General features: G+C 71.4%; 17 protein-coding genes. 3 read left to right on the forward strand and 14 right to left on the reverse strand.

The window, feature by feature from the left end; translation table 11 throughout:
- Positions 1 to 3: 3 nt before the first annotated feature.
- Positions 4 to 1,149, reverse strand: coding sequence for an ATP-binding protein (locus LOY02_RS12535; RefSeq protein ID WP_317182695.1), 1,146 nt, complete (start codon positions 1,147 to 1,149; stop codon positions 4 to 6).
- A 136-nt stretch (positions 1,150 to 1,285) separates the two neighbouring features.
- Between LOY02_RS12535 and LOY02_RS12540 the strand changes: the two genes are divergently transcribed.
- The gene (locus LOY02_RS12540) at positions 1,286 to 1,711 is read left to right on the forward strand and encodes a cyclic nucleotide-binding domain-containing protein (protein WP_317182696.1); all 426 of its coding nucleotides are present in this window, start codon (positions 1,286 to 1,288) and stop codon (positions 1,709 to 1,711) included.
- 201 nt (positions 1,712 to 1,912) lie between these two features.
- Positions 1,913 to 2,974, forward strand: a complete 1,062-nt coding sequence (locus LOY02_RS12545) for a TerC family protein (protein ID WP_317182697.1) — start codon at positions 1,913 to 1,915, stop codon at positions 2,972 to 2,974.
- A gap of 71 nt (positions 2,975 to 3,045) precedes the next feature.
- Here the strand turns inward: LOY02_RS12545 and LOY02_RS12550 are convergent, their stop codons facing one another.
- The 7 genes from LOY02_RS12550 to LOY02_RS12580 form a co-directional block, all read right to left on the reverse strand.
- Entirely contained in the window at positions 3,046 to 4,455 is a 1,410-nt protein-coding gene (locus tag LOY02_RS12550; protein ID WP_317182698.1) for an amidohydrolase family protein, read from the reverse strand.
- Positions 4,440 to 5,282 carry a uracil-DNA glycosylase family protein gene (locus tag LOY02_RS12555; RefSeq protein WP_317182699.1) on the reverse strand — a complete coding sequence of 281 codons (843 nt, stop codon included), beginning with the start codon at positions 5,280 to 5,282 and terminating at the stop codon, positions 4,440 to 4,442. Before LOY02_RS12555 ends, LOY02_RS12550 begins: the two co-directional genes overlap by 16 nt.
- A gap of 17 nt (positions 5,283 to 5,299) precedes the next feature.
- Complete coding sequence (locus tag LOY02_RS12560; protein ID WP_317182700.1) at positions 5,300 to 6,634, reverse strand: RNA polymerase sigma factor; 1,335 nt, start codon at positions 6,632 to 6,634, stop codon at positions 5,300 to 5,302.
- Positions 6,635 to 6,720: 86 nt separating this feature from the next.
- Positions 6,721 to 7,161, reverse strand: a complete 441-nt coding sequence (locus LOY02_RS12565; protein ID WP_317182701.1) for a YciI family protein — start codon at positions 7,159 to 7,161, stop codon at positions 6,721 to 6,723.
- A gap of 129 nt (positions 7,162 to 7,290) precedes the next feature.
- Entirely contained in the window at positions 7,291 to 8,148 is an 858-nt protein-coding gene (locus LOY02_RS12570; RefSeq protein WP_317182702.1) for an HAD-IIB family hydrolase, read from the reverse strand.
- A 126-nt stretch (positions 8,149 to 8,274) separates the two neighbouring features.
- Positions 8,275 to 8,517, reverse strand: coding sequence for a hypothetical protein (locus tag LOY02_RS12575; protein WP_317182703.1), 243 nt, complete (start codon positions 8,515 to 8,517; stop codon positions 8,275 to 8,277).
- A gap of 81 nt (positions 8,518 to 8,598) precedes the next feature.
- A complete protein-coding gene (locus LOY02_RS12580; RefSeq protein ID WP_317182704.1) occupies positions 8,599 to 9,564 on the reverse strand; it encodes a YafY family protein in 966 nt (321 codons plus the stop codon).
- Between the two features lie 61 nt (positions 9,565 to 9,625).
- Between LOY02_RS12580 and LOY02_RS12585 the strand changes: the two genes are divergently transcribed.
- A complete protein-coding gene (locus LOY02_RS12585) occupies positions 9,626 to 10,909 on the forward strand; it encodes an epoxide hydrolase family protein (protein WP_317182705.1) in 1,284 nt (427 codons plus the stop codon).
- A 3-nt stretch (positions 10,910 to 10,912) separates the two neighbouring features.
- On the opposite strand, the gene LOY02_RS12590 is transcribed toward LOY02_RS12585, so the two are convergent.
- From LOY02_RS12590 to LOY02_RS12615, 6 genes are all read right to left on the reverse strand, one after another.
- A complete protein-coding gene (locus LOY02_RS12590; RefSeq protein ID WP_317182706.1) occupies positions 10,913 to 11,827 on the reverse strand; it encodes a hypothetical protein in 915 nt (304 codons plus the stop codon).
- 77 nt (positions 11,828 to 11,904) lie between these two features.
- Entirely contained in the window at positions 11,905 to 13,272 is a 1,368-nt protein-coding gene (locus LOY02_RS12595; protein WP_317182707.1) for an NAD(P)/FAD-dependent oxidoreductase, read from the reverse strand.
- Positions 13,273 to 13,572: 300 nt separating this feature from the next.
- Positions 13,573 to 13,758, reverse strand: a complete 186-nt coding sequence (locus tag LOY02_RS12600; RefSeq protein WP_317182708.1) for a hypothetical protein — start codon at positions 13,756 to 13,758, stop codon at positions 13,573 to 13,575.
- Between the two features lie 131 nt (positions 13,759 to 13,889).
- The gene (locus LOY02_RS12605; RefSeq protein WP_317182709.1) at positions 13,890 to 14,609 is read right to left on the reverse strand and encodes a hemerythrin domain-containing protein; all 720 of its coding nucleotides are present in this window, start codon (positions 14,607 to 14,609) and stop codon (positions 13,890 to 13,892) included.
- A gap of 196 nt (positions 14,610 to 14,805) precedes the next feature.
- Positions 14,806 to 16,239 (reverse strand): FAD-binding oxidoreductase, encoded by a 1,434-nt coding sequence (locus tag LOY02_RS12610; protein ID WP_317182710.1) that lies wholly within the window; start codon positions 16,237 to 16,239, stop codon positions 14,806 to 14,808.
- Positions 16,240 to 16,546: 307 nt separating this feature from the next.
- Positions 16,547 to 17,101 (reverse strand): aminoacyl--tRNA ligase-related protein (locus LOY02_RS12615; protein WP_317182711.1); only part of this gene is annotated, 555 nt, incomplete at its 5' end.

Consider the following 17,101-nt stretch of genomic DNA (forward strand, 5'->3'; position numbering starts at 1 on the left):
CGATCAGAGGCCGGCCACCCACTCCGCCATCCCCGGGGTGATGAAGACGAGGCGGGCGCCCTCGCTGTAGAGGGTGCCCTTCTTGAGGAGGCGGTCGCGCAGGTAGGACACTTCGGTCGCCGCCTTCCCCAGCTCGGCGGCGACCGCCCCGCCCGTGGCCTCCCCCCTCCGGACGATGAGCCGCGCAGCCGCCGTGAGGTACTCGCGCTCCCGCTCCGACGCGTCGTTCCAGCGAGCGACGTAGAGGCCCTCCTCCAGCTCGCGGCGGGCCGCGGTGCGGGCGGCGAGCGCGTGCTCGAGGGCGATGTGGTCCGATCCCGACGACGCCCGCCAGGCGTGGTGGCCGTAGAGCTGGACGGCGTAGGGATAGCCCCCGGAGGCGGCGGCGAGCTCGCGGGCCGCATCGGCGTCCATGGGGCGGCCAGCGTCCGCAGCGGGTTCGCGAAGGGCCTGCTCCGCCTCGTCCCGGGTGAGCAGGCCGAGCTCATGCCACTCGCCGCGCTCCAGGTAGGTGACCGTGCGTCGCGGCTCGCGGATCGACGGCAGGCCCGCGACGAGGACGACGAGGGGCCAGTTGTCGCCCATGCGCTCCTGGAGGACCGCGGTGAAGCCGGCGAGCTCGGCCCGCTGAGCGTACTGGACCTCGTCGAGGGTGACGACGAGGCCGGCGCCCTCCTCCATCGCCGTGTGCATCGTGGCGCGGAGCGCCGCCTCGAGCGGATCGGCGGCGCCGGACCCGGGTCGCTCCAGGTGCACCTCCACCTCACCGCCGACACCGAGAGCCGAGGCCCCGATCTTGCCGCCCGTGATGACCGGGTGACGCCTGTCGTCCGCTGTCGTGTGCTCGAGGAGGTGACCCGCTGCGACGATCCGCTCGGTCAGTAGGGGCGTCAGGTCCCTCCCCGGTCTGACCTCGACGTGCACGGTCGGCCAGGCGTGCTCCGTCGCGGCCAGGGCTGCGGCCTCGCCGAGCGCGACCGTCTTGCCGACGCCGCGGGTGCCGGTGATGACGATGGGGCGGGGAGTGCGACCGTCGAGGGCGGCCACCGCGAGGGCCTCACGGACGGCGCCGAGCAGTCGTTCGCGCCCGACGAACGCGGGCGGTGGCGAGTTGAAGCCAGGTCGAAACGGATTCTCCGAGCGAGCCATGTGCAGACTCTAGCCCGTATAGCAGTTCAGTGCCTCCTATAGCGATGTGTGCGGGAACTTTGTCTGCCAAAGCAGTCACGGCCGGCGGCCAAGTCGGGTGCTATTGACCTACCACCCAAACCACGAAAGGGACGCCATGACTCTGCGCGCATTCCTGAGACACGAGGACCTCTTCAGCGACGTGCCCGACGACGTCCTGGACACGGTGATCGAGCGTGGCTCGGAGCAGCAGGTGCCCGCCGGCAGAGTGCTCGTGCAGCAGGGCCAGTCCGGCGGCGGTCTCCACCTCGTCCTCGAGGGGAGTGCCGTCGTCACGGTGGACGACACGGAGGTGGCGACCCTCGGACCGGGCGACTACTTCGGGGAGATGTCCCTCATCGACCGGGCGCCCCACTCGGCGACCGTCTCGAGCGGGCCGAGCGGGGTCACGACCTTCATCCTGTCGCCGGTGACCTTCCAAGGGCTGCTCGACCTGTCACCGCACTGCGACCGGGTGCTCCTGAAGATCCTCACGCGGCGCGTGCGACGGCTCGAGGAGGCGCTGCGGGCTGACGCGCCCTGACGCGCCCTGACGCCATCGTGCGGCCATGGCCGCGCGCCTCGTTTGGACCGGGGGGCCATCCTGCCTTACCCTCCTCGTGAGGGGAGTACTTCCCGAGTCCGTCCCGGTCATTCCGGTGGCCTGCCACCCCGGGCGGACGCCGACGGCCGAGCCGTCGGCGAAGGAGACCTCAGACCGCACACGCCGATCTGAGGAGACCCCATGCTCACTACCCTTGCGGGCGCGAGTCCAGCATTCACGACAGCCACCGTCACGCCCACGAGCATCACGACCACGACCATCGCCACCCCGACGTTGTGGATCGTGACCGTTGCCGGCATCATCGCGCTCTTCGCCGCCGACTTCGTGGTGACCCGCAGGCCCCACGACCCGAGCATGCGCGAGGCGGTCGGGTGGTCCGCGTTCTACATCGCCGTGCCCGTCGCGTTCGGTGCCTGGCTCTGGGCCGCCTACGGCTCCACGCAGGGCATCGAGTTCTACACGGGGTACCTCGTCGAGAAGTCCCTGTCCGTGGACAACCTGTTCGTCTTCATCGTCCTGCTCGCCGCGTTCGCGGTGCCGCGGGAGCTGCGCCAGCGCGTCCTGCTCCTCGGCGTCGCCGGAGCGCTCGTCCTGCGCGCCGTCTTCATCGCGGTCGGTGCCCAGCTCATCGCCACCTTCTCCTGGACGTTCCTGCTCTTCGGGGCCATCCTGCTCGTGACCGCGGTCAAGGTCGGCCGTGACGCGCTGGCGCACCGGGACCACGGCGTCGACATCCAGCAGCTCCGCAGCGTCCGCATCGTGCGACGCTTCTACCCGGTCACCGACGCCTACGCAGGCACCCGCTTGACGGTCCACCGCGACGGCCGCCGGGCGCTGACGCCGCTGGCGCTGGTCGCCGTCGCGATCCTCGGCACCGACATCGTCTTCGCCGTCGACTCCGTGCCGGCCGTCTACGGGATCACTGGCGACCCCTACCTCGTCTTCATCACCAACGCCTTCGCCCTGCTCGGCCTGCGGGCCCTCTACTTCGTGCTCGAGAACGCCCTCTCCGCCCTCGTCCACCTCGGGCACGGTCTGGCCCTCATCCTCGCCTTCATCGGGGTCAAGCTGGTCCTGCACTGGGCCCACGGCGAGTGGCCGGCCGTCCCCGAGATCCCGACGCTGCTCTCCCTCGGCGTCATCGTCGGCATCCTCGGCACGGTGACCGTGACCAGCCTCTTGGCGACGCGTCGGGCCCCGGACACGCCGATCCCCGACGACGAACGCCAGCCCACTGGCTGAGCCCCGCGCGCAGGAGGGAGCGGTATGCCGCTGAGCCGGCTCAGCGGCATACCGCTCCTCTTGCGCCTGGCTCAGGCGAAGATCGGCCCCACGGGCGGGTAGGCCGAGGTCAGCAGGGCCCGGATCTCCGTGAGGGACGGAGCCGGTCCGTCCGCGGGCGACTGGAATCCGGTGTCCAGCCGCATCGGCTTGCCCCACGCGACGAGGTCCTCGATCGTCGATCCCGTCGCCCCGCCCGAGAGGGTGTCGAACCAGTCCGCCCGCGCATAGGTGACGTCGCCGCCGATGCAGACGAGCTGCACCCAGGACGGGTCGGCCAGACACACGTTCTCGTAGGGGTCCTTGTGATGCCGCTCGAGGACGAGCAGGTCCGCGGGTCGGCCCACGGCGACCGAGCCCAGGTGCTCGTCGAGGCCGGCGAGCCGAGCCGCGACCGAGGTGACCATGGCGACGAGGTCCGCGGCAGGGATCGGATGTCCTTGCCGGGCGAGCTCGCGTCGGGCGACCTTCATCTCTCCGAGCAGGCTCGTCGAGCCGGACGGCAGCCAGTCGGCTCCCAGGGCCATGGGGATGCCGGCGCGCAGGGCCTCGCCCGCCAGGGTCGTCTCGCCGTAGAGGCGCAGGTTCGACTGCGGCGACCACACGAGGCGGCAGCCCGCGTCGGCGACCTCGTGCAGGTCTGCTGTTGTCAGGGCGGTGCCGTGGATGATGTTCGTCGCGGGGGTCGCCGCGCCGAGGTCGAGGAACCGGCGGAACTCGTCGGTGCTCACGTCGTCGCCCCGCCGCCCTTCGGACAGGTGGAGGTAGAAGGCGTTGACGGTGCCGGCCGCGATGTGGGCGATGATGCGGTCGAAGGACTCCTTGCCGAAGGAGCCGCTCGGCAGGTCGATCAGCGACCGAGCGCGGTGCGCTCCGAAGGCCCACCGGTCGATGTTGCGCACGAGCGGCTCGGCCGCGGCGCTGCTGCTCGCGGAGGCCGCACCCTGGATTCCGGTGACGCCCCCGACGAGGGCCCGGACCTCGGCGTAGCGGGTCTGCGTCTGCGGCGGAACGGCGTCACGGAGGGCGTTCTGCGGGTCGCGCACGAGCTGCTTGTAGGCCGTCGATCGTCGCCAGGCGTAGCGGTTGGCGTAGAGCTTCGGCGGCTCCCACGCGGCGAAGACGTTGAACTCGGGGTGACCGTGCAGGTCGAGCAGTCCGGGCAGGATCACCCCGTCGGTGTCGAGCACCGGAACCGACGTCGGACGTCTCCGACTCACCCGGTCGATCATGCCGTCGGCGACGGTGACGTAGCCGGTGGACCACGCGCTCTCCGGAGTGATCACGGCCCCTCGGAGCGCGAACGGCGCAGGGGGCAGGGCCCGCTGGCGCCGTGGGGGTGGTGGGAGCTCGTCGGTGATCCCGCGTTGGTAGGCCTCCTCGAAGGATGCGGCGGCCTTCGGGGTCTCGCTCCTCGCGGAGCCCGTCACAGGGTCGGCCACTGTCGCGCTCCCTTCGGCACGGTGACCCGGATGGTCGACCGCTTCTCCTGGGCGTCGGCGCCGGTGCGGACCGCCCAGGCGTCGACTGCGCGCCACCAGGCCGGCACGCCGGGCGGAAGGTCCTGCTCGGGGATGGCGACGAGGTCGTTCTCGGCCCAGGATTCGCCGTAGGGGCGCGGGTTGGGCGTCACCTCCGGTGCCACGGCCGCGCTCAGCTCGGGCAGGTGGGCGCTCCAGTCGGCCAGCTGCGCAGCCGTCGTGTCCTCGAGTGGCTGCCCGCTCGCCCGGGCCGAGCCCTCGGCGTAGGTGGGGTGCCGCACGGCAGCGAGGTGCAGCCCACCGGCACGGGCCTCGCGCTCCGGCGAGCTCGACGCCCAGTGTCCGTAGGCGCGCTTCGCCAGGGTGCCGAGCGCGAGGACGGCGGTGACCTGCGAGTCGAGGAGCACCGCGTCGAGCCACCGGTGTCGGTAGTCGACGATGGCGGTGTCCTTGACGTGGCGATACCCGGCTGCCTGGCCGAAGACGCTGTAGAGATACACATTGAGCATGACGTAGCTCGAGGAGATGCCGAGGCGGGCGAGCATCCCCTGGACGCGTTGTCCTGCCTCGCCGACGAGGACGCGTCGACTGATCGCCTCGTGCGTGGCCGGGTCCTGTCCGAGGACGAGGACCCGCGCCGAGCCGTCCAGCCTGCCTCGATGGAAGACCGGGCCCCACTCGACCCGGAAGTCGTCGGCGGGATAGGCCTCGACACCCGGGTACTCGGCGACGAGCGAGGCGAACGGCTCCTCGACGTAACCCGGGCAGCTGCGATGCGCGGCGACCATGCGAACCTCCCTTGCCGTCATTGTCCTGCAGGGTGATCAGACAGTAGTTCTGATACCTCCGGCTTGGGTGCAGATCGTGCCTCGGCTCCGGCTCCGTCGCCAGCGGCGCGCCGGAGGAGAAGATTGCGTTCCGCGTCGTTGTCCGTCATCGCGGCGGCCCGCCGGAACTCCTCGCGCGCCTCCTCCTCACGACCGAGCTTGCGCAGCAAGTCTGCCCGGACGCTCGGCAGCAGGTGGTAGTCCGCGAGCGCCGTGGACTCCACCAGCTGGTCGACGACGGCGAGAGCGGGGGCCGGCCCAGCGGCATACGACAGGGCGACCGCGAGGTTGAGGTCGATGACCGGGGAGGGGCGCAGGGCCCTGAGCTCCTCGTAGAGCGCGACGATCCGCGCCCAGTCGGTCTGCTCCGGCGTGCGAGCGCGCGCGTGGCACGCGGCGATCGCCGCCTGGAGGACGTACGGACCGCGTGGGCCGCCGTGCCGCGTCGCGCGGTCGAGCTCGGTGAGGGCATGGCGGATGAGTGCCCAGTCCCAGGTGGTCCGGTCCTGGTCGAGCAGCAGGACGGGGGCGCCGTCGGGGGCGATACGGGCCCGGGTGCGGGAGGCCTGGATCTCCATGAGGGCGACGAGTCCGTGGACCTCGGGTTCGTGGGGTGCGAGGGCGGAGAGGACCCGTCCGAGACGGATCGCCTCCTCCATGAGATCGCCGCGGACCCAGTCGCGGCCGGACGTGGCGGCATAGCCCTCGTTGAAGATGAGATAGATGACCTCGAGGACGGAGGCGAGGCGGGGTGCGAGCTCGGCCCCGGACGGCACCTCGATGCTCACGCCGTCCGCGCGGAGGGCCTTCTTGGCACGGGAGATGCGCTGCCCGATGGTCGACTCGGTCGTGAGGAAGGCACGCGCGATCTCCCGCGTCGTGAGGCCGCCGATCATCCTCAGGGTCAATGAGATTCGCGCCTGCGCGGTGAGCACGGGGTGGCATGCGGCGAAGATGAGCCCGAGGACGTCGTCGTCGATGTCCTCGAGGGCCTGGTCGAAGTCGGCCTCGGCGAGGTCGGCCACGCGGAGCTCCTCCGCGTGACCGACCTGCTGCAGCTTGTCCCTGAGGTTCACGTCTCGCCGGATCCGGTCGATGGCGCGGCGGCGGGCGGTCGCGGTGAGCCACGCGCCCGGGTTGTCGGGCAGGCCGTCGCGGGGCCACTGCTCCAGCGCCTGGACGAAGGCGTCCTGGGCAAGGTCCTCGGCGAGACCGATGTCGCCGACGAGCCGCGCCACGACGGCGGCCACCTTCGCGGCTTCGACCCGCCAGACCGCCTCGACCGTCCGCTGCACCTGGATGGGGTCACTCACGCCCCTCACTCTGTCACGATCGCGGTGACCGGGGCGGGGTGAGGTGGAGGCGGAGGGTCCGTCGGCGGGAGGGTGCAGCGGCTCCGTCAGCCGCGGGCTGCGGTGCGGGCCGCCTCCTCCCGCATGCGTGCCTCTCTCTCCGCGAGCTCGGGCGAGAAGGCGTCGGCGAAGTCCTCGGGCGAGTAGATCTGGCGCAGCTCCAGGGCTCGGCCGGGGCTCGGGGCGCAGGACCGGGGCCACCGCCTGACCCACTCGATGGCCTCCTCGCGCGACGACACCTCGATGATCGAGAACCCGGCGATGAGCTCCTTCGCCTCGGCGAACGGGCCGTCTGTCACGACCCACTCGCCGTCCTCCCACGTCACCCGGGCTCCCTTGGACGTCGGCTGCAGGCCCTGGCCGTCGACGTAGACCCCGGCACGGAGCATCTCCTCCTGGTACGCCTGCATGTCGGCGAACTGCTCCTCCGTGCCGGGCGTGCCGCTCTCGGTCTCCGGTCCGCCGGGAACGATGATCATGAAGCGCATGGCAACCCTTCCTCTCGCAGGGCCGGCTGCCCTGCCTCACTCCTACGTCGACCGGGACCGGCCGTGCTCGACATCGAGGCTCGCACGGTGCCGTCCCCCGAGGACACAGCCCGTATGCCGCTGGGCCGGCTAGAACTGGAGACGTGCCGTGGCGCTCGAGGGCACTCCGTCACGGAAGGGCGCGCCGTTCCTCGCCGCCTCGGCCACGCCCTCGAGGATCGGGACGAGACCGTCCTCCTCCACGTCCCCCGTGACCTCGTCGGCAATGGCCTTGACCTCGTCGGGGGCGTTGCCCATCGCCACGCCCCACGCCGCCCAGTGGAGCATCTCGAGGTCGTTGCGCTGGTCACCGACGGCCACGGTGTGAATCGGCTCGACACCGATGCGGCGGCGCACGAGCTCGAGAGCCGACGCCTTGCTCACGCCCTCGGGATTGATGTCGAGCCAGGCCGACCAGCCGACGGCGTAGGACACACCGTGGAGACCGGCCCGCTCCACCATGTCCATGAACTCCTCGGCCGTCGCCTCCGGCTGGCGCAGCGTCACGCGAGTGACCGGGTGTGCCACGAGCTCGTCCCAGTCGACGACACGCGTCCGACCCATGAGCTCCCCTTCGGGGAAGTGCTGGCTCACCTTGAAGCCGACGCCGAGCTCCTCGACGGCGATCCGTGCCGTGGGCAGGGTGCTGCGCAGGTTCTCGAGCACGGGCCGGGGGTCGAAGGTCACCTTGTCGACGATGGCGTAGCCCGAGGAAGTCCGCTCGTCGATCTCGATCGTCACGGCTCCGTTGGCGCACACGGCGAAGCCCTGCCGGATGTCGAGCGTCTCGAGGACCGGAGTGGTCGCGATGATGGAGCGGCCGGTGGCCACGACGACGATGACGTCGTCGGGCAGGGCGGCGACCGCCTTGCGCACGCCGTCGGAGAGTTCACCGGTGTGGGTGAGAGTCGTGCCGTCGAGGTCGAGGGCGACCATCCGCTGTTCCATGGACCAACGCTATCCGGCCCGCGACCCAGCCGTGAGCGGGTTGCGGTGGTGGCGGCCGATCGGGAGAGGTGGGGTCCCCGATCTTGGGACGCCACGTCTCGGGACGCGCGCCAGATGCCTGGCGGGTCAGTCGTCGATCTCCCGGAGCGCGCCCTCGGTGTAGACGTGCGGCGGGTCGCGCGGGTCCTCGGCCGGCTCGACGCTGGTGAGGACCTTCCGGCGGTGGTCGCGGCGGGAGAGGGCGATGAGGAGAGCCCCGGCAATCATGAGGATGACCCCGACGGTCGGCAGGCTGATCCCATCCGGGTCCGCCCGCACGGCGAAGGCGAGGATCGCCCCGATCACCGCCAGCGTGATTCCTGCTCCCATGGCCGACTCCTCTCGTGGTCTGGACGTCAGACACATCCCAACCCATACCCACCCGCGAGCGCGCGGCGCGCGCGAGCCGGCTCAGCGGCATACGGCATCCGCGTAGCGCCGCACAAGGTCGCGGACGCACGCGGCCAGCTCGGGTGAGGCCTGCTCATCGAACGCGAAGTCAGCGCCGAGCATCCCGAGGTATGCGGCAAGCTGCTCGGCCGAGTCCGAACCGAGCTCGAGTCGGCAGGTGGAGTCGTCCACACGTTCGATCGGGGCCATCCACGGCAGTCGCGCGGCAACGTGCTCGGCGGACGCCTGCACCGTGACCCGGGCTCGGTATGCCCAGGCCGCGGTGGCCAGGCCGGTCGAGATGCGCTCGGCCACCTCTGCGTCGGGGAGGTCACGGGGGGTGAAGCGCGGGCCGGCGGGCAGACGCAGTCGCATCCGGTCGATCCGGAAGGTTCGCCAGTCTCCCCTGTCGACGTCGTGCGCCAGCAGGTACCACCGGCGCCCAGCGCTGACCAGCCGATGCGGCTCGACCAGCCTGCGGCTCGACTCACCACCGCGCGTCACGTAGGCGAAGCGGAGGCGCTCGTGATCCCGGCAGGCAGCGGCGACCGCGAGGAGTGACTCGGGGTCGACAGGGGCGCCCGACGTGGGCGAGGGGAGGGCAACCGTCGCGGACCCCAGCACGGCGACCCGTCGACGAAGCCGTGACGGCAGGACCAGCTCGAGCTTCGCCAGGGCTCGGACGGAGGCCTCCTCGATGCCCTCGACCGCGGTCGAGGCGGCGCTGCGCAGCCCCACCACGACCGCGACCGCCTCCTCGTCGTCGAGGAGGAGGGGCGGCACCGCGGTGCCCACACCGAGTCGATAACCCCCGCCCACTCCGGGGACCGCGTCGACGACGTAGCCGAGCGACCGGAGCCGCTCGACGTCGGTGCGCACGGTCCGGCTCGACACCCCGAGCCGCTCGGCGAGCTGCCCTCCCGTCCAGTCCCTCCGGGAATGGAGGAGACCCAGCAGACGGAGCAGTCTCGCGGACGTCTCGAACATCTGCCGAGTCTCTCGCAGATCGCGGAAGAAAGTCTTCCGCAATGACTCCTAGCGTTGGGCCATGACCAGAATGAATCACCACCCCCTGATCCGGCCGTTCCGCATCCACGTCCCGCAGGCCGACCTCGACGACCTGCGCCACCGTCTCGCGGCCACCCGCTGGCCGTCCAGCCCGGCCGAGCCGAGCAGCACCTCCGACACGTCCAGCCCATCCCGCCCAGCCAGCCCGAACGACTGGAGTCGAGGTGTCCCCGAGGACTACCTCCGCGAGCTCGCGGACTACTGGGCCGACGGGTACGACTGGCGGGCGCAGGAGGCCGCGCTCAACGAGCTGCCGCAGTTCGTCACCGAGATCGACGGCCAGACGATCCACTTCTTCCACGTCTGCTCACCGGAGCCCGCCGCAGTGCCGCTGCTCATCACCCACGGCTGGCCGAGCTCCCCGGTGGAGTTCACCCGGCTCGTCGGCCCTCTCGCCGACCCTCGATCGCACGGTGGCGATCCGGACGACGCCTTCGACCTGGTCATTCCGGCGCTGCCGGGCTACGGCTTCTCCACTCCGCTCGGGCCCGGCGGCTTCAACCTCTTCGCCGTCGCCCAGGCCTGGACAGAGCTGATGAGCCGACTGGGCTACGAGCGGTTCGCCACCCAGGGAACCGACGTCGGGTCCGGCGTCGCCGGCATGATCGCGATGGTTGCGCCACACCGTGTCATCGGCGTGCACCTCACCGGCACTGCCGCCGCCGCACCGTTCGAGCCCGCCCTCGACGCCGATGCGTTCGTCGGCGACGACCGCGACCGTGCACAGCGGCACAACGCCTTCCGCGAGGACGGCTCCGGCTACCTCGCGATCATGTCCACACGGCCGCAGACCCTGGCGTACGGGCTGACGGACTCCCCGGTGGCGCAGCTGGCGTGGATCGCCGAGAAGTTCCACGAGTGGACCGACCCGGCTCACGAACGGCCGCACGAGGCGGTCGACAAGGACCAGCTGCTGACGAACGTCTCCATCTACTGGTTCACCAGGTCCGGCGCGTCCACCGCGCACGCGGTGCACGACGGCATGCGGGCCTGGCGCGAGTACCGGGCGGCAGCCTCGGAGGGCTCGCGGGACTCGGAGGACTCGGAGGACCCGGGGGGCGACCGAGACGGGGAGCAGCCACCAGCCGGTCCGCCGACGGGAGTCGCCGTCTTCCGGGCCGATACGACGATCCGCGCCCTCATGGACCCGGCAGGGTCGACGGCTCACTGGGCGGAGTACGACCGGGGCGGGCACTTCCCCGCGATGGAAGTGCCCGACCTCCTCATCGAGGACCTGAGGACCTTCTTCCGGCCGCTTCGGTGACCGCTACTCCCCGTCGACCTTGACGATGTCGTGCTCGGTCGTCGGACCGGGAGGTGCCGTGAAGCGGGCGTTGACGACATAGAGCCGGGACCCGTGGGCGGCGATCGTCGTCGGCACGTCGAAGTCGGGATCGGTCAGCGTCGCGACCACGGTGGCCGACAGGTGGTCCGGCGCCATCTGCAGCTCGACGATGGCGTTGGACCGGTTGCGCACGACGTAGAGGGTCTTCCCTCGCAAGAGGATGCCGTCGCCCTGGGTGAGGTCGGCACCCCCGGTGTCCACGGCCCTCGCCTCACCTGTCATCGGGTCGACGTGGTAGAGGATCCCGGTCGTGCTGTTGATGACGAGCAGCGTCGAGCCGTCAGGGGTCGCCGCGATGCCGTTCGCGTTGAAGCCGGCCACCTGCTCCCAGTCACCGGTGAGCGGAAGCGTCGTGACGTCGCCGGTCGGCATGCCGTCCACGAGCTCGACCGCGTAGAGCTCGGCCGCCATCGAGTTGGTGAAGTACGCGGCGTCCTCGGTCACCGTGACGTCGTTGATGAAGGCGGGGCCGTCGGTGAGGTCGAGGACGGCGACCTCCTCGCCCGTCCTGGCGTCATGGATGTAGGCGTCGCCGAACGTGCCGCCGGAGACGAAGAGCAGACCGTGCTCGACCTTGATGCCGACGGCCATGCGCCCCTCGGTCCCCTCGACGAGGATCCCGCCCTCGCCGGTGCGGAGGTCGCCCATCCACACCGACCCGTCGGCGCGGGACCCTGCATAGATGGAGGTCCCCGTCCCCGTGGCGATCCCTTCGGGGAGCGAGCCGGTGGGGATCGGGATGGTGTCGGGGAAGGGCTCGGCCGTGGCCGCCCCGAGCGGAGCCGCTGCGAACACAGCGGCAAGTGCGGATGTCACCAGTACGCGTCGTGTTCTCATCACTCCACGCTACGTCGCGATCGTTGATCGGTAAACAGTCTGGAGGCCCTTGCGGGGAGCAGGCGCCGCCGTGCCACTCAGCGGCGCTCGTCCAGGTCCGCCAGCGCGGTCTCGATGCCTCGATGGAAGGTCGGGTAGGCGTAGATCATCGAGCGCAGCGCGTCGACTGGAACCTGGGCGTGGACCGCCACGGCGAGCGCCCCCAGGACCTCCCCCGCATACGGGCCCATCGCCGTCGCGCCGACGAGCACTCCCCGCCCGGCATCCGCGACGACCTTGATGAAGCCGTCGTCACCCACTCCGTGGATCCAGCCGCGGGTCGTCGAACCGAGATCGGTCGCCCCGGTGGCGACGTCGAGGCCGGCGTCCCGCGCCTGCGCCTCGGTGCGTCCGACGACGCCGATCTCAGGGTCGGTGAAGGTGACTCTGGGGACCGCGTGGTAGTCCGCAACCGGTCCGCCCTCACCGAGCAGATCGCGGATGACGATGCCGGCCTGGTACATCGAGACGTGGGTGAAGGCCCCCTTGCCGGTGAGGTCCCCGATCGCCCAGACGCCCGGCGCCACCCGGCACCTCTCGTCGACCGGTGCCACCGTGGCGTCCTCGGCCACCCCGACCGAGCCGAGTCCGACCGCGGCCGGGTCGGTCTCCCGGCCGGTCGCGACGAGGAGCCGCTCCGCTTGCACCTCCGTCCCGTCGTCGAGGGCGACCGTGACAGCACCCTCCGAAGCGGACACATGCGTGGCTCGGGCCCCGGCGCGCACGGTGATCCCCTCCTGGTCGAAGACCTTTGCGAGGCGATCCGATGCCTCCGGTTCCTCGGCCGCGAGCAGGCGCGGCGCCGACTCCACCACGGTCACCGCGGCGCCGAAGCGGGCTGCTGCCTGGCTGAGCTCACAGCCGATCGCGCCACCACCGATCACGACGAGCGACGCCGGCAGCGCTGGCGCCTCGACGAAGTCCCGGTTCGTCCAGTAGGGCACCCCGTCGAGACCCGCGATCGGGGGGATGGCCGCGCGGGAGCCCGTGTTGACCACGATCCCGCGCTCAGCGGCATACGGCGTCCCGTCCACGTCCACCCGTCCCGAGCCGACGATCCTGCCGGTGCCCCGGACGAAGGTCCCGCCCTTCTTCGTGAAGCGCTCCACCGCGGACCGGTCGTCCCAGCCGCCTGTCGCCTCCTCGCGGATCCGCCGCGCCACCAGCGACCAGTCCGGTCGGACCGCGCCGACGGACCCGGCGAGGCCGCCCACCCGCCGGGCCTCGGCGAGCGTGTCGGCCGCGCGGACCATCATCTTCGAGGGAATGCAGCCCCAGTAGGGACACTCGCCACCGACGAGACCGTGGTCGACGCCCAGGACGCGAAGACCCTTCTCGGCCAACGTGCCCGCGACGTGCTCACCGCCCGGACCCATCCCGATGACGATGATGTCGAAGCGCTCCATGTCGGGTCCTCTCGGTCGGGGCTTCCCCACAGGATGGCCTACCGGGAGGGGACCGGACGAGCCCGGGCGGGGGCGCGTCGGGTGGGCGCGTCGCGGTGGGCGCGTCACTGTGGGCCACGTGGCCGCGCCTGCCCCGGCACGACCTGCGTCACCTGCGCGGTGTGACCACCATGCGCACCGTCACCGTCGGCGCCGTGAGGGGGCCGTCGTCGTGGACGCGCAGGATGGCGGTATACGTCCCCGGCCTGGTCACCGCGGTCGCATCAAGTGTCAGCCTCAGCGTCTCGCGCTGGCGTGGCCTCACGGCTGCGACGCCCTCGCCTCGAAGGCCTCGCTGAGGCCGGCCTCCACCTTCCGGCTGGCATCCTCCGCTGCGGGGCTCGCGGCAGCGGCCGGTGCAGCGGAGACACCGAGCGCGACGAGAACGGAAAGGACGAACGCGATGGCACCTCGGAGATGCCGGACCCGAGACATGCGAGTGCTCACGGTGCTCCCCACTACTTGGCAGTGGCACGTGACGCTGCCACCCGGAGCGACCGCCGCCAAGGCCCTCGCCTGTCCGGTTGCGGCCATGACCGGAGTCGGCCACCTCAGCCGCGAGCCCGACGCCGGGGTCGTCAGCCGATGTGGGCGAAGACGAGCCGTTCGCGGCGCGTGAAGCCCGACCGCGTCGCCAGCCACACGAGGTGCTCCGTCCGTCCGGCCCGCGCGAGGTGGTCCCTGCGGATCGGCCCGGGCACCTGATGGAGCAGCCAGGGGACGAGCGCGACGACCTCGGCCGGCGGCACCGCCGACCTGAAGTGGGTCTCCTCGATCTGGGCCCACTGCTCCGGGGTGAGCACCTCCTGGAGGATCCGCAGCGTCTCACGCTCCTCACGGTCCAGGTGTGCGCCGATCAGCTCGGTGGCGCGCGTCACGCTCGACACGAGCACGGCGTGAGCACCGACGTCCGGCGGCGGCGCCAGCCGCTCGAAGCCCGCCGTGCAGTCGGCGAGCAGGTCATCGATGGTGGCGTGCTCCGCCTCGATCTCGTCCAGCACCTCCCTGTCCGGGACGTCGGTGAGAGGTCGCAGGACGGGTCGCACCCCGGCGTCCTCGGCGGTGTGGTGCCGGCGGAGCGCCGAGGCGAAGAGCTGCCAGCGGCTGCCGAGGGCCAGCCAGGTGACCGCGGCGTCCAGCGGGGTCGTCTCCACGGCGGCAGTGAACGCCGCGAGGTCGCGCCGGACGGCGTGGTGCACGAGATAGACCCGGGTGAGGTCGATCGGTCCGGGGTGGGCGGCTGCCTGTCCGGGCAGGCGGACCTGGGACGACCACGTGTGGAGGGTGGCGGCGTTCACGTCAGGGTTCCTCGTTCTGTTGCGGCGGTACAGCTGGGGTGATCTGTGGTTGCAGGCGGGGCGTCGCGTGCGGCGCCAGATGGCGGCCCATGGCGTCGGGTGTCTCGACCGCCGTCGGGTCAGAGGCACACGTCCCGGGGGTGATACGGGCCGCGGCAGACCTGAGTACCGGCACTCAGGCCCGCCGCGGAGACAGTCAGTCGGTGACCCGACCGTTCTCGAAGAGCCGCGGGATCCGGTGGTTCGCGAGGAACCGGTCGTCCGGGTCCATCGCCGAGCGGATCCCCTTGAGCTGCATCCATGCCCGCTCGTCGAAGGCCGTCTTCGCGTCGGTCGCCCCCTCAGCGAAGTTGAGGTAGCTCCGTCCGCTCGACCAGGGCTCGAGAGCCGTGGTGAAGGCGCTCGCGTCGAGCTGGCCCTGCATCGCCAGCTCCGGGGTGGCAGCGATGGCCGCTCCGAAGACAGCGAAGAGCGCATCGATCCTCGCCAGCGCGCCATGCTCCTCGGGGACCCGTCCCAGCGCGCCGCCGAGCTGACGGAGCTCTGCTGCGAGCAGGGAGGACGTGGAGCCAGGACCGACCTGGTCGAGGAAGGCGTCGACTGCTGCGTCAGGCAGCGCGTCGATCAACGTCGAGTCTGCCACCCCGGGCGTGGGTCCCTCGGGGTCCATGTGGAGCCTGACGAGGGACCGAGCGGGCACGCGGCTGAACGTGTCGATCTCGGGCTTGAGCGCGCGCAGGGCAGCGAGCACGCCATCGGCCTCCGCGTCCGTTCCCAGCACGGCGCCGTCGATGACTGCGAGCGAGCGGCCACGCAGCGGCCCCGGGATCTCGGGGATCGGCGGGAGGTTGAGGATCCGGAAGGCGGTGGTGACGGCGTCGGGAGCCTCCGGGGCCCAACAGGACCACCGGCGGAGGACCTGCTCGGCCTCCGAGCGGTCCCACACGAGCATGCCGGCGTAGGCGGTCTCGATCGGGTAGAGCCGGAACTCGAGTGCCGTCACGACCCCGAAGTTCCCGCCACCGCCGCGCAGGGCCCAGAAGACCTCGCGGTTGTTCGCGGCGTCCGCCCGCATGAACTCGCCATCGGCCGTGACGAGCTCGGCGGCGGTGAGGCTGTTGGTCGCCAGGCCCAGCTGCCTCGCGTACCAGCCGATCCCGCCGCCGAGCGAGTAGCCGACGATCCCGACGTCAGGAGAGCTGCCGTGCAGGGGGGCGAGGCCGTGGTCGGCGGCCGGCTCGGTCGCGTCGATCCACAGCGCGCCGCCCTCGACCCGGGCGATCCGGCGCTCGGGGTCGATGTTGACCCCGCGCAGGCGGTCGGTGCGGAGCAGGACGACGTCCTCGAGGCCGTGGGCCGCGAGCGGACCGGCGTTGTGTCCGGTGCTCTGCGGCGCGACCCGCAGGCCGGCCGCAGCCGCGGCCCGCACGACGGTCTGGACATCGCCGACGTCACGGGGCAGGGCGACGGCTGCGGGTCGCTGGTCGACGGCGACGTTCCAGGGCAGACGGACCCGGTCGTAGTCGGCGTCGCCGGGCAGGTGGAGGGCTCCACCGCAGAGGCCGCGCAGGCTCGAGGCGCGGCGGTGCTGTGACGGGTGGAGGGAGATGGACTGCTGTTCGATGGTCATGCGTGCGTGTTCCTTGAGTCGGTCGCGGTGCGTCCTCGTGGGTGACCCGCGAAGGTGGTCGATCCGCGACCGGGAGTGATGGTTGCGCCGGGGAGTCGGCGGCACCGGTGATCGGGATCCGGGCACACCGTGTCGCAGGCCGCTTGGGCAGGACTTGGTGGCCACTTGAGGAGTCACTGACCGGCGCACAGATACCTGCCGACATGGAGCTCCTTCCCTGCGACCTTTGTGGCACAGGCGAATTCGCCCACCGCGGCACAGACTGGACGAAACGGACGCTGGTGCGGCGCCCGTCCCGTCGCGTGGATCAGGTGATCGGCTTGAGCACGTCCAGCCCGAGGAAGGGACGGAGCGCCTCCGGGACGACAACCGACCCGTCCGCCTGTTGGTGGTTCTCGAGAATCGCCACGAGCCAGCGGGTCGTTCCGAGGGTGCCGTTGAGGGTCGCGACGGTCCGCGTGCCTGAGCCGTTGGGGTCGCGCTCTCGGGTGCCCAGCCGGCGGGCCTGGAACGTCGTGCAGTTGGACGTCGAGGTCACCTCGCGGTACTTGCCCTGGGTCGGGACCCAGGCCTCGCAGTCGAACTTGCGCGCAGCTGGACCGCCGAGGTCACCGGCAGCCGTGTCGATGATCCGGTAGGGCACCTCGATCTTGGCGAGCATCTCTCGCTCCCAGTCGAGCAGTCGCTGGTGCTCGCCCTCCGCGTCCTCGGGGCGGCAGTAGCTGAACATCTCGACCTTGTGGAACTGGTGCACCCGGATGATGCCGCGGGTGTCCTTGCCGTGCGACCCGGCCTCGCGGCGATAACAGGCCGACCACCCGGCATACCGCCTGGGCCCGGCCGACAGGTCGATGATCTCGTC

This window comes from Intrasporangium sp. (genome assembly GCF_032907665.1).
Classification (GTDB): Bacteria; Actinomycetota; Actinomycetes; order Actinomycetales; family Dermatophilaceae; genus Intrasporangium.